Annotated in this window: 13 protein-coding genes; 5 read left to right on the forward strand and 8 right to left on the reverse strand. The window is 73.2% G+C overall.

Annotated features, from left to right (window positions below):
* Positions 1-86 precede the first annotated feature (86 nt).
* The 3 genes from ACFU9A_RS05265 to ACFU9A_RS05275 form a co-directional block, all read right to left on the reverse strand.
* Positions 87-1,721, reverse strand: coding sequence for an MDR family MFS transporter (locus ACFU9A_RS05265; protein ID WP_430574204.1), 1,635 nt, complete (start codon positions 1,719-1,721; stop codon positions 87-89).
* Entirely contained in the window at positions 1,718-2,194 is a 477-nt protein-coding gene (locus tag ACFU9A_RS05270; RefSeq protein ID WP_430574205.1) for a MarR family winged helix-turn-helix transcriptional regulator, read from the reverse strand. Before ACFU9A_RS05270 ends, ACFU9A_RS05265 begins: the two co-directional genes overlap by 4 nt.
* Before the next feature lie 218 nt (positions 2,195-2,412).
* Entirely contained in the window at positions 2,413-3,849 is a 1,437-nt protein-coding gene (locus tag ACFU9A_RS05275) for a sugar porter family MFS transporter (protein WP_430574206.1), read from the reverse strand.
* A 157-nt stretch (positions 3,850-4,006) separates the two neighbouring features.
* On the opposite strand from ACFU9A_RS05275, the gene ACFU9A_RS05280 reads away from it, so the two are divergent.
* The 3 genes from ACFU9A_RS05280 to ACFU9A_RS05290 all read left to right on the forward strand — a co-directional run bounded on the left by ACFU9A_RS05280 (position 4,007) and on the right by ACFU9A_RS05290 (position 6,503).
* Positions 4,007-4,606, forward strand: coding sequence for a hypothetical protein (locus ACFU9A_RS05280; RefSeq protein WP_430575343.1), 600 nt, complete (start codon positions 4,007-4,009; stop codon positions 4,604-4,606).
* A gap of 269 nt (positions 4,607-4,875) precedes the next feature.
* Positions 4,876-5,496, forward strand: coding sequence for a DUF47 domain-containing protein (locus ACFU9A_RS05285; protein ID WP_430552112.1), 621 nt, complete (start codon positions 4,876-4,878; stop codon positions 5,494-5,496).
* Positions 5,497-5,498: 2 nt separating this feature from the next.
* On the forward strand, positions 5,499-6,503 hold the full coding sequence (locus ACFU9A_RS05290; RefSeq protein ID WP_430574207.1) for an anion permease: 1,005 nt from the start codon (positions 5,499-5,501) through the stop codon (positions 6,501-6,503).
* Between the two features lie 33 nt (positions 6,504-6,536).
* On the opposite strand, the gene ACFU9A_RS05295 is transcribed toward ACFU9A_RS05290, so the two are convergent.
* The 3 genes from ACFU9A_RS05295 to mshD form a co-directional block, all read right to left on the reverse strand.
* Positions 6,537-7,508 (reverse strand): NUDIX domain-containing protein, encoded by a 972-nt coding sequence (locus ACFU9A_RS05295; RefSeq protein ID WP_430574208.1) that lies wholly within the window; start codon positions 7,506-7,508, stop codon positions 6,537-6,539.
* A 71-nt stretch (positions 7,509-7,579) separates the two neighbouring features.
* On the reverse strand, positions 7,580-9,961 hold the full coding sequence (locus tag ACFU9A_RS05300) for an RNA degradosome polyphosphate kinase (protein WP_430574209.1): 2,382 nt from the start codon (positions 9,959-9,961) through the stop codon (positions 7,580-7,582).
* Positions 9,962-10,076: 115 nt separating this feature from the next.
* The gene (gene mshD, locus ACFU9A_RS05305; protein WP_430574210.1) at positions 10,077-11,066 is read right to left on the reverse strand and encodes a mycothiol synthase; all 990 of its coding nucleotides are present in this window, start codon (positions 11,064-11,066) and stop codon (positions 10,077-10,079) included.
* Between the two features lie 184 nt (positions 11,067-11,250).
* Here mshD and ACFU9A_RS05310 point away from each other — a divergent pair, with 184 nt between their 5' ends.
* Positions 11,251-11,649 carry a hypothetical protein gene (locus ACFU9A_RS05310; protein WP_430574211.1) on the forward strand — a complete coding sequence of 133 codons (399 nt, stop codon included), beginning with the start codon at positions 11,251-11,253 and terminating at the stop codon, positions 11,647-11,649.
* A gap of 68 nt (positions 11,650-11,717) precedes the next feature.
* Here the strand turns inward: ACFU9A_RS05310 and acs are convergent, their stop codons facing one another.
* Positions 11,718-13,733, reverse strand: coding sequence for an acetate--CoA ligase (gene acs / locus ACFU9A_RS05315; protein ID WP_430574212.1), 2,016 nt, complete (start codon positions 13,731-13,733; stop codon positions 11,718-11,720).
* Positions 13,734-13,973: 240 nt separating this feature from the next.
* Here acs and ACFU9A_RS05320 point away from each other — a divergent pair, with 240 nt between their 5' ends.
* Positions 13,974-14,549, forward strand: a complete 576-nt coding sequence (locus tag ACFU9A_RS05320; RefSeq protein ID WP_430574213.1) for a GNAT family N-acetyltransferase — start codon at positions 13,974-13,976, stop codon at positions 14,547-14,549.
* 204 nt (positions 14,550-14,753) lie between these two features.
* Here the strand turns inward: ACFU9A_RS05320 and ACFU9A_RS05325 are convergent, their stop codons facing one another.
* Positions 14,754-15,593 carry an HAD family hydrolase gene (locus ACFU9A_RS05325; protein ID WP_430574214.1) on the reverse strand — a complete coding sequence of 280 codons (840 nt, stop codon included), beginning with the start codon at positions 15,591-15,593 and terminating at the stop codon, positions 14,754-14,756.
* Positions 15,594-15,606: the final 13 nt, after the last annotated feature.

The raw sequence follows: 15,606 nt of genomic DNA on the forward strand, positions 1-15,606 counted from the left end.
AAACGGGAACGTCGCCACCGGGGGAAGTTGCGCCCGGACGGGGCCGCAGCGGGTGAAATCGGCCCCGTCCGGGTGTTTCGCAGGTGTCAGGCCCGCTCGGCGACGGGCGCCGCCGGCTCCGTGACGGCCTCGGGGGCGTCCTTCTCCTCGTCGAGCACCTGCTCGATGCCGGAGCGCTGGCCCAGCGGGATCTCCTTCATGAACAGCACGGCGATCAGCGAGATGACCGCCATCGGCACGGCGTACAGGAAGATCGTCGTGATGCCGTCCGAGTAGGCGCTCTCGACGACGGACTGCACCGGGACCGGCAGCGCGGCCAGGTCGGGCACCGCGCCCGAGCCGGCACCCATGGCGTCGGCAGGGATGCCGAGCTTCGCGAGACCGGTCACCAGGTCCGACTTGATGTGCGAGGCCATCACCGCGCCCAGGGCCGAGACGCCGATCGCGCCGCCGAGGGAGCGGAAGAACGCGACGCCGGAGGTGCCGGCGCCCATCTCGTGCACGTCGAGCGTGTTCTGCGTGGCCAGCACAAGGTTCTGCATCAGCGCGCCGACCGACAGGCCCAGGCCGAGCAGGAACACCGAGATGAGCACGAAGCTCGTGTCCACCTCGATGGTCGACAGGCCGTACAGGGAGGCGGTCAGCAGGACGGCGCCGCCCACCATGATCGCCTTGTACCGGCCGGTCTTGGAGATGATGCGGCCCAGGACGATGCCGGCGAGCATCGTGCCGACCACCATCGGGATGGTGAGCAGGCCGGACTCGGTGGGCGTCTTGCCGCGGGCCAGCTGGAAGTACTGGCTGAGGAACACGGCGGTGCCGAACATGGCGACGCCGACGGAGGCGGACGCGATCACGGCGAGCACGAACGTGCGGTTCTTGAACAGGTGCAGCGGGATGATCGGCTCCGCCGCGGCGCGCTCCACGAAGCCGGCGGCGACGAGCGCCACGACGGCGCCGCCGACCATGGCGGCGGTCTGCCAGGAGGCCCACTCGAACTGGTCGCCCGCGAAGGTGACCCACAGCAGCAGCAGCGCGACGGCGACGGCGATGAGCACGGCGCCCGCGTAGTCGATCTTCACGGCGCGCTGGTCGCGCGTGGGCAGGTGCAGCGTCTTCTGCAGGACGACGAAGGCCACGATGGCGAACGGGACGGCGACGAAGAAGCACCAGCGCCAGCCGAACGAGTCGGTGAGCACGCCGCCGAGCAGCGGGCCGCCGATCTGGCCGACCGCCATGACGCCACCCATGAGGCCCATGTACTTGCCGCGCTCGCGCGGGCTGATGATGTCGGCCATGAGGACCGTCGCGAGGGCGGTGAGGCCGCCGGCGCCGATGCCCTGCAGGGCGCGGAAGCCGATGAGCATCTCGATGTTCTGCGAGAAGCCGGCCGCGGCGGCCGAGACGACCGTGATCGCCAGGGCGATCTGCATGAGGCTCTTGCGGTTCGTGAGGTCGGCGAGCTTGCCCCACAGGGGGGTCGAGATCGTCATCGTCAGCAGCATGGCCGTGACGACCCACGTGTAGGAGTGCTGGGAGCCGCCGAGCTCGCTCACGATCTTGGGCAGCGACGTCGAGACGATCGTCGACCCGAGGAGGGACACGAAGACGCCGAGGAGGATGCCCGAGAGGGCCTCGAGCACCTCGCGGCGGCTCATCGCGGGGGCCGGCGGGGCGGACAGGTCCGGCGCTGCGGGCACCGGGCTGGGGGACTGACTCATCGGGCGGGGATCTCCTCCTGCGCCTGGGCGCGGTCGTGGGTCGTGGTGAGGGCGGCCGCGACGCTGCGGATCCGGGAGGTGGCCTCGGCGAGGTCTTCGTCCGACCAGTCGGAGAAGGCCTCGGAGACGAGGTCGTCGATGCGGCGGAAGGACGCCTCCGCGAACTCGCGGCCGGCGTCCGTCAGGGCGAGGTAGCGCACGCGCCGGTCGTCGTCGTCCACCGTGCGGAGGACGAGGCCGGCGTCGACGAGGGCGCTGACCTGGCGGCTCGCGACGGAGACGTCGACGCGGAGCTTGGCGGCGACGTCGGTGAGCTGGACGCGCCCGCACCGCGTGAGCATGTGCAGCGCGCCGAGCCCGGCGCGGGGGAGGTCCAGGTCGCGCGCCACGCGCATGGCGGCCTCGCGCTGGGCGCGGGAGAGCTCTTCGAGCGTCTCCACGAGCTCGCGGGCCGCGGTGCGGGCAACAGGCATGGCAGGGCCTTTGTGAGAGGAACGAGGGGTGCTCGGGGCCGAGGGGCCGGAGCGGTGCGGCCCGACGGGCCGACTGATTGCAGAGTGCAAACATACGCGCAGTGCTTGCAGCAAGCAAGTGTCCAGGTCGGAGCGTCGGAGCCGGGGGACGACGGCGGCCCGCCGCGTCCGGGGGGACGCGACGGGCCGCCGTCGGTGTCGTGCCGTCAGGCCTGGGCTCAGGCGCGCTTGTACGCCTCGCCCGCCATGTCCTCGAGCTCGACGCCCTTCGTCTCGGGGATCTTGCCCAGGACGAAGAAGAACGACAGCACCGCGAAGACGGCGTACATCAGATAGGGGATCGACGGCCCGAACGACGCGAGCATCGGCGGGAACGTCAGCGTGATCGCGAAGTTCGCGATCCAGTTCGCTGCCGCGCCCACGCCCAGCGCGGCGGCGCGGATGCGGTTGGGGAACATCTCGCCCAGCAGGACCCACATCAGCGGGCCCCAGGTGGCGCCGAAGAACACGACGAACGCGTTCGCCGCCACCAGCGCCATGCCGTTCCAGGGGGCCCCGAGGGTGAGGGAGTCGCCGCTGCCGGTCGACTGCGTGAACGCCAGCGCCATCAGGCCCAGCGACACCGCCATGCCCGCCGAGCCGATGAGGAGCAGCGGGCGCCGCCCCACCTTGTCGATGAGGGCGATGGCGATGAACGTGACCGCGACGTTGGTCACCGACGTGATCGTCGAGACCAGGAAGGCCTGCGACTCGTCGAAGCCCACCGACTGCCACAGCGTCGTCGAGTAGTAGAAGATCACGTTGATCCCGACGAACTGCTGGAAGATCGCCATGACGATGCCGACCCAGACGATCGGCTTCAGCCCGAAACGGTCGCCCTTGAGGGAGCCGAGCTCCGCGTTCTTCTCGTCGGTGGCGATCGACCGGCGGATCTCCGAGATCCGGTCGTCGGGATGCTCGTCCGGGCCGAGCACCGACGCGAGGACCGCACGTGCCTCGTCGTCCCGGTCCTTCGTCACCAGATAGCGTGGCGACTCCGGCATCCGCATCGCGAGGATCCCGTACACCGCCGCGGGGACGACCGCGACGAGGAACATCCAGCGCCACGCCTCCCAGCCGAACCACAGCTCGTTCGCCGCGCTGCCCGCCGCCGTCGCCAGGATCTGGTCCGACAGGAGGGCCGCGAAGATACCGACCGTGATCGCGAGCTGCTGCAGCGAGCCGAGGCGCCCGCGCATGACGGCCGGCGCGATCTCCGCGATGTACGCGGGCGCGATCACCGAGGCGATACCGATGCCGACGCCGGCCATGAAGCGCCAGACCGCCAGGTCCCACGCGCTCCACGCGATCGCCGACAGGATCGACGACACGAAGAACAGCACGGCGCCCAGCACCATGACGTGCGTGCGGCCCCACCGGTCGGCCAGCTTGCCGCCCGACCAGGCGCCCAGCGCGCAGCCGAGCAGGGCGATCGCCACGACCAGGCCCGTCACGGTGGAGTTGAGGCCGAACTGCCCCTGGATCGCGTCGACGGCGCCGTTGATCACCGACGAGTCGAAGCCGAAGAGGAAGCCACCGACGGCCGCCGCGAAGGCGAGTGCCGTGGCCTTGCGATGGGCGCTGTGCGCCGCGGAACCAGGTGCTGGGCTCGTCATGATCGTCCTCGGTTCGCTCGGCAGAACTTTCTCTCGATGCTAGGTCGGGGTCGCTCTGTCGGCGCGCTGAGCAGGTGGGACGCGACCCGGGCCGGCGCGGGGTGAGACTGGACCGGTGAACGACGCACCCGAGCCGCGCAGGCACCGCCGACCCGCCATGCTCGACCCCCAGACCGCGGAGCAGATCCCGGGCGACCTCGACCCGGCGCTGCGGGACGAGGTCGCCCACACCACCGCCCGCGCCGTCGTGCACCGGGCGCGCGCCGCCGAGGACCCGGTCGTCGTGGACCGCCTCGTGCGCCTCGTCGAGCGGGAGGGGCTCGACGTCGTCGCCGCCCTGTGGTCCGAGGCGGCGCCCGCGTCCCTGCCCGGCGCGCTGTGGCGGCTGTACGTGCTGCGCGAGTGGGTGCGTCGTGACCCGCGCACCGTCGGGCTGCGCTACCGGCTGGGCGTCGACGTGGCGCCCGTGCACGAGGTCGTGGCGGGAGTGCCGCGCCCGCCCGCGCCCGACGACCTGCGGGCGCTCGCGGACGACGTCCTGTCGGGCGTCTTCGCCGGCGACCTGGCCGTGGCGCTCGAACGCGCCGCCTCGTTCTGCCGGATCCTCGCGACGGGCGCGGCCTTCGACGCCGACGCGCGCGAGGTGGCCGACCCCGACGGCGCCACGCGGATGACCCGAGGGGCCGCCGACCTCGTGCGGACCGCGGAGGAGCTGGAGCGGGCCGCGTCGTCCTGGCGGGCGGGCACGCTCGGCTGATCCTTCGGGGGTGTGACCTGCGTGTTCGGAGGGCGGGGACGGCGGGGCTTACGATGTTCGCGCGACGTCGGGCCGCGGTAGCCCCGGGCTCCATCTTCAGCCGCTTCGAGCGGCCACGCGCCGAGAGGCGCTCCCGGTCCGGCGTCGCACCTCACCCGAGCTTCCTGCAGCCAGTAGGTGGAATCGTTCAGCGCGCGTTCAACTGGTCGCGCCAGGATGGCCACCTCTAGTCTGTGAGAGTCTCAGCGTCCTCGATCCGGGAGCCACACGTGCGCCTGCGCCTGACACCGCGCGACACGACCTATTTCGACATGCTGGCGACGCTCGCGCAGCACAACGTCACGGGGGCCTCGCTCCTGGCGGAGCTGCTCGGGGCGTCACGGCAGGAGCGGGAAGGGATCGTCCGTCGGCTCAACGAGGCCGAGCACATCGCCGACGACGCCACGCACTCGATCATGCGACGGCTGAACCAGACGTTCGTCACCCCGTTCGACCGGGACGACATCTACGGCCTGGCGTCCGCGCTCGACGACTGCATGGACGCCATGGAGGAGGCCGGCGACCTCATCGTCCTGTACAAGGTCGACGAGCTGCCGCTGCGCGTGTCGGAGCAGGTGCAGGTGCTGCAGCGCTGCGCCGAGCTCACCGCCGAGGCCATGCCCCGCCTGCGCTCCATGGACCAGCTCTCCGACTACTGGGTCGAGATCAACCGGCTGGAGAACCAGGGCGACAAGCTGCACCGCGAGCTCATCGCACAGCTCTTCGACGACACCACCGACCCGGTGCTGCTCATCAAGCTCAAGGAGATCGTCGACATGCTCGAGGAGGGCGCCGACGCCTTCGAGCGGGTCGCGAACATGGTCGAGACCATCGCCCTCAAGGAGTCCTGACCGTGGAGGTGGCGCTGGTCGTCCTCGTCGTCGCGCTCGCGCTCGGCTTCGACTACACCAACGGCTTCCACGACGCGGCCAACGCGATCGCCACCTCGGTCTCGACCCGCGCGCTCACGCCGCGCGTCGCCCTGCTCATGGCCGCGGTCATGAACTTCGTCGGCGCGCTGCTGGGCACCGAGGTCGCCGAGACCATCGCGACGTCGATCGTCGACCTGCAGGACGCCAGCAACCACACGGCCCTCACCGTGGTCCTGTGCGCGCTCGTGGGCGCCATCGTGTGGAACCTCATCACCTGGTGGTTCGGGCTGCCCTCGTCGTCCACGCACTCGCTCATCGGCGGCCTCGTGGGCGCCGGGCTCGCGGCGGGCCTGCCGATCTACGGGCAGGCGATCGTCGACAAGGTCGTGCTGCCGATGGTCTTCTCGCCCCTCATCGGCTTCGTCGGCGCCTACTTCGTCATGGTCGCGGTGCTGTGGATCTTCCGGAACGCGGCCCCGTCGCGCGTCACCCGCCGGTTCCGCCTGGCGCAGACCGCGTCGGCAGCCGCGATGGCCCTCGGCCACGGCCTGCAGGACGCGCAGAAGACCATGGGCGTCATCTTCATGGCGCTGCTCACGGTCGGCTGGGCGGACCCCGACGGGGGCATCCCGCTGTGGGTCAAGCTCGCCGCGGCCACCGCGATCTCCCTCGGCACGGCCTCCGGCGGCTGGCGCATCATGCGCACGCTGGGCCGGCGCATCATCGAGCTCGACCCGGCCCGCGGCTTCGTCGCCGAGTCCGTGTCGGCCCTGGTGCTGTACGCCAACGCGTTCATCCTGCACGCCCCCGTCTCGACGACGCACACGATCACCTCGGCGATCATGGGCGTCGGCGCCACGCGCCGGCTGTCCGCGGTGCGCTGGGGCGTGGCCAAGAACATCGGCGTCGCCTGGGTGCTCACCATCCCCGCCGCCGCCCTCGTCGCGGCACTGACGACCCTGCTCTTGCACCCCGTGCTGGGCTGACGCCGGGCGACCGGCCGGCCGGTCGCCCGGTCGTCAGTACACGGGGGGCGTGACCTTCTCGACGGCGACGACGCGCGGCCCCTTGCCGGTGACGGCGACGTGCGCCACGAGCAGGTCGCCGGGCTCCAGGAACGGGTCGCGGGAGGGCAGCACGTTCGCCACGGCGCGGCGCGAGTGCTGGCCGAGCACGTCCAGCACCGTCGGCAGCACCGGCCGGTGCGTGCACAGCACCGACGACCGGCCGGACTCGAGCAGGTCGCGCACGGTCGCCGCGACGCGGGCCGGGGACCGCTCGTGCTCCGCCTCGCCGAGCTGCTCGCTCAGCTCCGGCCGGGCGTGCGACCCGCGGACGTAGGGCTCGATCGTCGCCGCGCAGCGCTCCCAGCGGCTCGAGACCACCGACGTCACCCCGTACGCCGCGAGCACCGGCACGAGCGCGGCGCCCTGGGCGTGGCCGGTCGGGGTCAGCGGGCGGTCCTGCTCGGGGCCGTGCCAGCCCCCGCGCGCCAGCGCCTTGCCGTGCCGCACGATGACGACGGCGTGGGTGGCGAGCCGGCCCTGCGCGTGCGCCTGGACGAGCGCCTCGAGCGGGCCGCGGTCGGCCTCGCGGGTCAGCCGTGCCGCCGCCGCGTCGACGTCGAGCCACGCCTTGCGGTCCACCTCGTCCCGCGTCGGCGGCTGCACCGGGTAGCGGGCCGTCAGCGCCGCCCCGTCGTCGGCGCGCGACGCCCGCCGGGCCGCCCAGTAGTGCACCCGCTTCACCCGGCCCTCGGGGGTCAGGTACTGCAGGCCTGGCAGCGGCACCCCGAGCACCACCGGCTTTCCCGTCTCCTCCGCGACCTCGCGCGCCGCGGCGGTGTTGAGCGCCTCGCCCGGCTCGAGCTTGCCCTTGGGCCACGACCAGTCGTCGTAGCGGGGCCGGTGCACGAGCTGCACCTGCAGCCGCCCCTCCCGCTCGCGCCACACGAGGGCGCCCGCCGACTCGATGACGGGAGCGTGCTCCACCGACGTGGCCCCCAGCCTGTTCACGAGCGGCGACGCCGCCACGCCCGCCGACCGGCGCACCCCCGCCGCCCTCACCGGGTCCTCTCGGGCCGGCGACGGTGGCGGTCGACGAGGCTCGCCTGCAGGTCCTCCAGCGGCTCGCCGTCGGGGCCGACGCTGTGCCGCACCCAGGTGTCGTCGGGCTGCAGGTGCCACGTCGACGTGAGGTCCGACATCGAGCGGTCCATGAGCTCCAGCAGCTCCGCGACCTGGCCCTCGTCCGTGATCCGCACCAGCGCCTCGACGCGGCGGTCGAGGTTGCGGTGCATGAGGTCCGCCGAGCCGATGTACACCTCGGGGCCGGACTCCGGGCCCTCGCCGATCGCCGGGCCCGCGGAGTTCGCGAACGCGTAGATGCGCGAGTGCTCCAGGAAGCGGCCCAGGATCGACCGGACGCGGACGTTCTCGCTCAGGCCCGGCACGCCGGGACGCAGCGCGCAGATGCCGCGCACCACCAGGTCGACGTGCACGCCGGCCTGCGAGGCGCGGTAGAGCGCGTCGATCGTCGCCTCGTCCACCGCGGAGTTCACCTTGATCCGCACCCACGCCTCGTGCCCGGCGCGGGCGGACGCCGCCTCGCGCTCGATGCGCTCGATGAGGCCGGAGCGCACCGTGCGCGGCGCCACCAGCAGCCGGTGGAAGCGCGACTGCGGCGCGTACCCGGAGAGCTGGTTGAACAGGCGCGTGAGGTCCTGGCCGACGTCGCGGTCGCACGTGAGCAGGCCGTGGTCCGTGTACATCCGGGCCGTCTTCGGGTGGTAGTTGCCCGTGCCGATGTGGCAGTAGCGCCGCAGCCCGTCGGCCTCCTGGCGCACGACGAGGGACAGCTTGCTGTGCGTCTTGAGGCCGACGATCCCGTACACCACGTGCACGCCCGCCTCCTCGAGCTTGCGCGCCCAGGAGATGTTGGCCTGCTCGTCGAACCGCGCCTTGATCTCGACCAGCGCCAGCACCTGCTTGCCCGCCTCGGCGGCGTCGATCAGGGCGTCGACGATGGGGGAGTCGCCCGACGTGCGGTACAGCGTCTGCTTGATCGCCAGCACCGCCGGGTCGGCCGCGGCCTGCTCGAGGAACGTCTGCACGGACGTGGAGAACGAGTCGTACGGGTGGTGCAGCAGGACGTCTCGCTCGCGGATCGCGGCGAAGACGTCCCGCGGCGTCGCGGACTCCACCTCCGCGAGCTGACGGTGCGTCGTGGGGACGAACGGCGGGTAGTGCAGCGACGAGCGCTCGATGTCGGCGATGACGTTGAGGCCGGTGAGGTCGAGCGGCGCGGGCAGCTCGTACACCTCCTCGTCCGCCACCCCGAGCTCGCGGACCAGCAGCTCGCGGATGCGCGGCGAGATCCCGAGCGCCAGCTCCAGCCGCACGGGCGGACCGAACCGGCGGCGCAGCAGCTCCTTCTCCATCGCCTGCAGGAGGTTCTCGGCGTCGTCCTCCTCGACCTCCACGTCCTCGTTGCGCGTGACGCGGAACGTGTGGCTCTCGCGCACCTCCATCCCCGGGAAGAGGTGGTCGAGGTGCTGGGCGATGACCTCCTCCAGCGGCACGAACGACGTCTGCGTGCCGCCGCCCTGGGTGGGCGTCGGCGCGGACGGGCGCCCGCGGTCGTCGACGGCGATGAAGCGCGGCAGGAGCGGCGGCACCTTGACCCGCGCGAAGTGCTCCTTGCCCGTCAGCGGGTTCGCGACGACGACGGCCAGGTTGAGCGACAGCCCCGAGATGTAGGGGAACGGGTGCGCCGGGTCCACCGCCAGCGGCGTCAGCACCGGGAAGATCTGCTTGCGGAAGAACTTGTGCAGGCGCTCCTGCTCGCGCACCTCCAGCTCGTCCCAGTGCACGATCGTGATGCCCTCGGCGTCGAGCGCGGGCTGCACGTCGGAACGGAACACCTCCGCGTGCCGCTCCATCAGCTGGTGGGACGCGTCGCCGATGGCCTCCAGCACCTGGCGGGGGCTCATGCCCGACGCCGCGGTGACCGCGATACCGGTGGCGATGCGGCGCTTCAGGCCCGCCACCCGCACCATGAAGAACTCGTCCAGGTTGGACGCGAAGATCGCGAGGAACCGCGCGCGCTCCAGCAGCGGCAGCGCCGTGTCCTCCGCGAGCTCCAGCACCCGCTCGTTGAACGCCAGCCAGCTCAGCTCGCGCTCGGCGAACCGGTCGTCGGGCAGGGGCTCGACCGCCGTCGCCCGGGCGGCCCCGTCGGCCTCGGGCTCCTCCGCGATGTGCTCGGCGATGTGGGCGGCGAGCTGCGGGTCCATCGGGCGCGACGGCGCGACGGCGGTGGCCCGCGGGCGGCTGTCCGTCACCTCGGCGGCCGCGACGGCGGCGTCCGACGAGGTGGGGGAGTACCGGCCCCGACCGTCGCGGGTCCGGGGCGGTCGGGGGCGCGACGCTGTCATGCCCCCCATCCTGACACCGTGGAGTGAACGGCGGGTGTCCAGCGGGTGCCGCAGGGACCGGGCGTCCGCATCGTGGCTGCTCGGGGAAGGTCCGGCGGGCCGGGCGCCGGGCCGGGCGGGTGGGCTACGCCGCGTCCGGGGCGGCGGGGCGCGCGTACTGGACGTCCGCCGCCGCCCGCTCGAAGCCCGCTCCCGCGTACGTGGCCAGCGCGGCCGCGTTGTCGCCGTCCACGTACAGCACGGCGCGGTCGCAGCCGACGCGGGCCAGGTGACGCAGCCCGACGGCGGTGAGCGCGCGGCCCAGGCCATGGCCCTGCGCGTCGGGGGAGACGCCGACGGCATAGATCTCGCCGGTGCGGCCCTCGCCCGTGCCGCCTCCGTCGTCGAGCGGGCCGGTCTCCACCTTGGTCCACAGGAACCCGAGCGGGGCGGCGTCGGGCGCGCCAGCGTCCTCGACGAGGAAGAAGCCCTCGGGGTCGAACCACGGCTCGCGCTGGCGGTCGTGCAGGTCGTCGACGGTGAGTCGCCCCTGCTCGGGGTGGTCCGCGAAGGCGCGCGCGTTCAGGCGCACCCACGCCTCGTCGTCGGCCCCCGGGCGCACCGTGCGCCACGTGAGTCCCGGCAGGTCGGGCAGGTCGCGGGCGGCGTCCTCGGGGCCGAGCGTGCGGGCCAGCACCAGCAGCTCACGGGCGACCTCGTAGCCGCGCGCGGCCGCGAGCCCCCGCGCCGCCGGGAGGTCCCCGTGCGCCCACACGCGCAGCGGCTTGCCGCGCTGGCCCGGCGCGCCCGAGAACATCGGCAGGCGCGCGTCGCGCTCCGCCGTGCGCAGCAGCACGCTGCCCACGCCCGCGCGGCGGTGGTCCGGGTGCACGACCAGCTCCGCGCTCGCGTCGTCGCCGCCGCGGTCGACCTGGGCGTAGCCGACCGTCGCGCCGTCGCCGTCCTGCGCGACGACGTGGGTCAGCCAGTCCGCGTCGGTGCCCAGCCGCAGCAGCGGCTGCTCCGACAGCGGCGCGACGCCGTCGTGCTGCTCCGCCGCCGTGGCGAGCGCGCGCACGGCGTCCTGCGCGGCGGGGTCGAGGGGGCCGAAGGAGAGCGAGGGCGTCAGGGGCACGGGCCCATTGTCGCCGAGGTTCGCCGGGTCGGTCCCGTCGGGGGCGGGGATCGGGGGGCGAGGATCGGAGTCGGGGACCGGGTCGACGTCCGTGCCAGCGTCGTCCCAGGCCGGCCACAGGTCGGTCCCGGGGAAGCCTGGTGTCCTGTCGTCCCGACCGGCACGCATCCTCGAGGAGACAGCGATGAGCCAGGACACCCGCACCCCGTCCCCCGCCGGCCCCGGACCCGGCCCGGCGCCGGCTCCCGGGCCGGTGTCCCCGCAGCCGGGGTACCCCGGCCCCGGATACGGGGCGCAGCAGTACGCGCCGCCGCCGGCCGACCCGCGCGGGTTCCCGGCGGGGCAGCAGCACCTTCCGGCGCGCTCGCGCCGCCTGTGGACGACACCGGTCGTGGCGGTCGTCGCCGGGATCGCGCTGCTGCTCGGCGCCCTGGTGGGCGCGGGCGCGGCCACCTGGGGCGGGCGCGACGCAGGGCCCGGCAGCTTCCAGCCCGACGACCGGGGCTCGTTCCCCGGCGGTCGGCTGCCCGGGCAGCAGGACGGCAGCGGGACGTCGAGCGAGGGGACGGCGTCCGGTCTCTGACCCGGTCGGGGAACGACGCGGCGGCCGGGACCCGAAGGTCCCGGCCGCCGCGTCGTGCGCTGGGGGAGTCAGTCCTCCGAGCCGGGCTTGGCCGACGAGAGGCCCGCAGCGATGAGGTCCATCACCGACGAGTCGGCGAGGGTGGTCGCGTCGCCGACGGTGCGGTTCTCGGCGACGTCGCGCAGCAGGCGGCGCATGATCTTGCCGGACCGGGTCTTGGGCAGCTCCGGGACGACGAGGATCCGGCGCGGCTTGGCGATCGGGCCGATCTCCTTGGCGACGTGCGCGCGCAGCTCCTCCTGCACCTCGGCCGCGCCCTCGGGGGTCGCGCCGCGGTCGGCGTGCTCGCCGCGCAGGATGACGAACGCGACCACGGCCTGGCCGGTGGTCTCGTCGTTGGCGCCCACGACGGCGGCCTCGGCCACGACGTCGTGCGAGACGAGGGCGGACTCGATCTCCGTGGTGGACAGGCGGTGGCCGGAGACGTTCATGACGTCGTCCACGCGGCCCAGCAGCCAGATGTCGCCGTCCTCGTCCTTCTTCGCGCCGTCGCCGGCGAAGTAGAGGCCCTCGAACCGGGACCAGTAGGTGTCCTTGAAGCGCTGCAGGTCGCCCCAGATGCCGCGCAGCATGGACGGCCACGGCTCCGACAGCACCAGGTACCCGCCGCCGCCGTCCGGCACGGAGTGCGCCTCGTCGTCCACGACGTCGGCCACGACGCCGGGCAGCGCGACCTGCGCCGAGCCGGGCTTCGTCGCGGTGACTCCGGGCAGCGGGCTGATCATGATGGCGCCCGTCTCGGTCTGCCACCAGGTGTCGACGATGGGCGCGGTGTCGCCGCCGATGACGCGGCGGTACCACATCCAGGCCTCGGGGTTGATGGGCTCGCCCACCGAGCCGAGCACGCGCAGGCTCGACAGGTCGAAGCCGCCGGGGATGTCCTCGCCCCACTTCATGCAGGTGCGGATGGCGGTGGGCGCGGTGTACAGGATCGAGACCTTGTACTTCTCGACGAGCTCCCACCAGCGGCCGCGGTGCGGGGTGTCCGGGGTGCCCTCGTAGATCACCTGGGTGGCGCCGTTGGTCAACGGGCCGTACACGACGTACGTGTGCCCCGTGACCCAGCCGATGTCGGCGGTGCACCAGTAGACGTCGCTCTCGGCCTTGAGGTCGAAGACGTTCCTGTGGGTGTACGCCGCCTGCGTCAGGTAGCCGCCCGTGGTGTGCAGGATGCCCTTCGGCTTCCCCGTGGTGCCCGACGTGTACAGGATGAACAGCGGGTGCTCCGCGTCCACCTCGACCGGCTCGTGGACCGGGTCGGCCTGCTCCAGGGCGTCGTGCCACCAGACGTCGCGGCCGTCGGTCCACTCGACGTCCTGCTCGGTGCGGCGCACGACGAGCACGTGCTGGACGGTGGTGGCGGGCTCGCCGTCCTTGGGCGCGAGCGCCTCGTCGACGGCGGGCTTGAGGGCGGACGGGGCGCCGCGACGGAAGCCGCCGTCGGCCGTGATGACCACCTTCGCCTCGGCGTCGGCGATGCGGCTGCGCAGCGCGTCGGCGGAGAAGCCGCCGAAGACCACGGAGTGCGGGGCGCCGATGCGGGCGCAGGCGAGCATCGCGACGACCGACTCGACGAGCATCGGCAGGTAGACGACGACACGGTCGCCCTTGCCGACGCCGAGGGCGGTGAGCGCGTTGGCGGCGCGGGACACCTCGGCCTGCAGGTCGGCGTACGTGACGGTGCGGGTGTCGCCCGGCTCGCCCTCGAAGTGGAGGGCGACGCGGTCGCCCCGCCCGGCCTCGACGTGCCGGTCCACCGCGTTGTACGCGGCGTTGAGCTTGCCGTCGGCGAACCACCTCGCCACCGGCGCCCCGGACCAGTCGAGCGTCTGGGTGAACGGCGTCGACCAGGTGACGAGCTCCCGCGCCTGGTCGGCCCAGAACCCGAGCCGGTCGGCCTTCGCCTCCTCGTACAGGGACGGCTGGGCGTTCGCCGCCGCCGCGAACGCGGGGCTCGGCGGGAACGCTCGCGTCTCGTGCAGCAGGTTCTCGAGGCTGGGGGCGGTGGTCTCGTTCTCTGGCACGCTTACCTCCGGTGCGCATCGTCTCTGGTGCGGTCCGCCGGCACGACACGTCGTGGCCGGGGACGACGGGCCCGCGGGGCCTCGCCGTCGGGAGTCTAGACCTCGCTGGTGACCCGGGTCACGTCGTCCCACGGTTCGGCCGCACTCCTCGCAAAACGGGTCTGCCGGGCGCCCGGCCTCCGGCGTCCTCCGGGCGATATTCGGTAGGGCCGCCGGCGTCCGGCCTGGTAGACGTGCACCATGACGACCCCTGAGGTGACATGGCCGCGGCGGTCCGGCCCGATCGTGCTGCGCCCGCCCACGTCCGCGGACCTGGACCAGGTGCTCGGCTGGCGCAACCGGCCGGACGTGACCCGCTGGCTGCTGCGGACGCAGGTGGACCCGGACCGGTTCCGCGCGTCGTGGCTCGCGTCCGTGGACGACCCGACCGACCACGGCGCCGTCGCCGACCTGGACGGCGTCGTCGTCGGGACGGGCTCGCTGTCCGTGAGCGACGGGATGGGGCAGTCGCAGGGCGACGTCTGGCGCGGCGCGGAGGGGTCGCTCGGCTACCTGGTCGACCCGTCGTACGCGGGCCGCGGCGTCGCCACCGCGATCGCGCGCGGTCTGCTCGAGGTCGCGTTCGCCGAGCTGGGCCTGCACCGTGTCACGGCCGGCTGCTTCGCCGCGAACGCGGCCTCGTGGCGCGTGATGGAGAAGGTGGGCATGCGGCGCGAGCAGCACGGCGTCCAGGACTCGTGGCACGACGAGCTCGGGTGGGTCGACGGCTACACGTACGGGATCCTTGCCGCGGAGTGGCACGGCCGAGAGGTCTGAGCGGACACGAGGACGGCGCCCGGGAGTCGAGTCCGACCGAGCGCCGTGCCCGCCAGCCCGGACGCGGGTATCAGGCGCTTGATCCGATCACTGGGTGGGGCCGTTCCCACCGAGTGGGTCCTCAACCGTGGACTTCCTGTGCGTGGGTCCTGCGTCCGGCTGTCTTCATCCATGGAACGTCACCCCGTGCGGGGGCGCAAGCGGTCAGGCGCGGCGGCGCACCCACCAGCGGCGGAGCAGCCAGGCGGCCACGCCCGCGGCCGCGACGCCCCCCGCGGCGAGGGCGACGGCGGGCGGCCGGAGGGCCGAGCGGAGCGCCACGGGGCGGGAGAAGGTGAGCACGCCCCAGCCGTTCTCGGCGGCGACGCGGCGCAGCGTCTTGTCCGGGTTGACGGCGAACCCGTGCCCGACGGTGGCCAGCATCGGCGCGTCGGTGACGGAGTCGGAGTAGGCGTAGCTGCGCTCGAGGTCGTACCCGCGCTCGGCGGCGAGCCGCTCGACGGCCTCGGCCTTCTGCTCGCCGTACGCGTAGAACTCGATCTCGCCGGTGTAGCGGCCGTCCTCGACCGCCATCCGCGTCGCGATGACGTGGTCGGCGCCGAGCACCGTGGCGATGGGCTCGACGAGCTCGGCCCCGGACGCGGAGACGATGACCACGTCGTGCCCCAGCTCGTGGTGCTCGGCGATGAGGTCCACGGCCTCGGCGTAGACGTAGGGGTCGATGAGCTCGTGCACCGTCTCGGCGACGATCTGCTGCACCTTGCTCACCTCCCAGCCGGTCGCGAGCTCGGACAGGTGCTTGCGCATCCGCTCGGTCTGGTCGGCGTCGGCGTTGCCCGCGTAGAAGAGGAGGTGCGCGTAGGCGCTGCGCAGCACGTCGCCGCGGGTGATGAGGCCCCCGGCGTAGAAGGGCTTGGAGAACGCGGCCGACGAGCTCGTCGCGATGATCGTCTTGTCGAGGTCGAAGAACGCGGCGACGCGCGACCGCGGTGTCGCCGTCCTCGACGGTGACGTCTCGCGCGGGCCCGGTCCCTGGTCGGTCACGGCCCAGAGCCTA

Origin of the sequence: Isoptericola sp. NPDC057653 (genome assembly GCF_042799955.1) — a bacterium.
In the GTDB taxonomy this organism is placed as follows: domain Bacteria; phylum Actinomycetota; class Actinomycetes; order Actinomycetales; family Cellulomonadaceae; genus Isoptericola.

Coding starts and splice junctions, on each gene's coding strand:
- ACFU9A_RS05320 (WP_430574213.1), top strand. CDS start 13,974: ATGACGACCCCTGAGGTGACATGGCCGCGGCGGTCCGGCCCGATCGTG.
- ACFU9A_RS05270 (WP_430574205.1), bottom strand. CDS start 2,194: ATGCCTGTTGCCCGCACCGCGGCCCGCGAGCTCGTGGAGACGCTCGAA.
- ACFU9A_RS05275 (WP_430574206.1), bottom strand. CDS start 3,849: ATGACGAGCCCAGCACCTGGTTCCGCGGCGCACAGCGCCCATCGCAAG.
- ACFU9A_RS05300 (WP_430574209.1), bottom strand. CDS start 9,961: ATGGGGGGCATGACAGCGTCGCGCCCCCGACCGCCCCGGACCCGCGAC.
- ACFU9A_RS05280 (WP_430575343.1), top strand. CDS start 4,007: ATGCTCGACCCCCAGACCGCGGAGCAGATCCCGGGCGACCTCGACCCG.
- ACFU9A_RS05310 (WP_430574211.1), top strand. CDS start 11,251: ATGAGCCAGGACACCCGCACCCCGTCCCCCGCCGGCCCCGGACCCGGC.
- ACFU9A_RS05265 (WP_430574204.1), bottom strand. CDS start 1,721: ATGAGTCAGTCCCCCAGCCCGGTGCCCGCAGCGCCGGACCTGTCCGCC.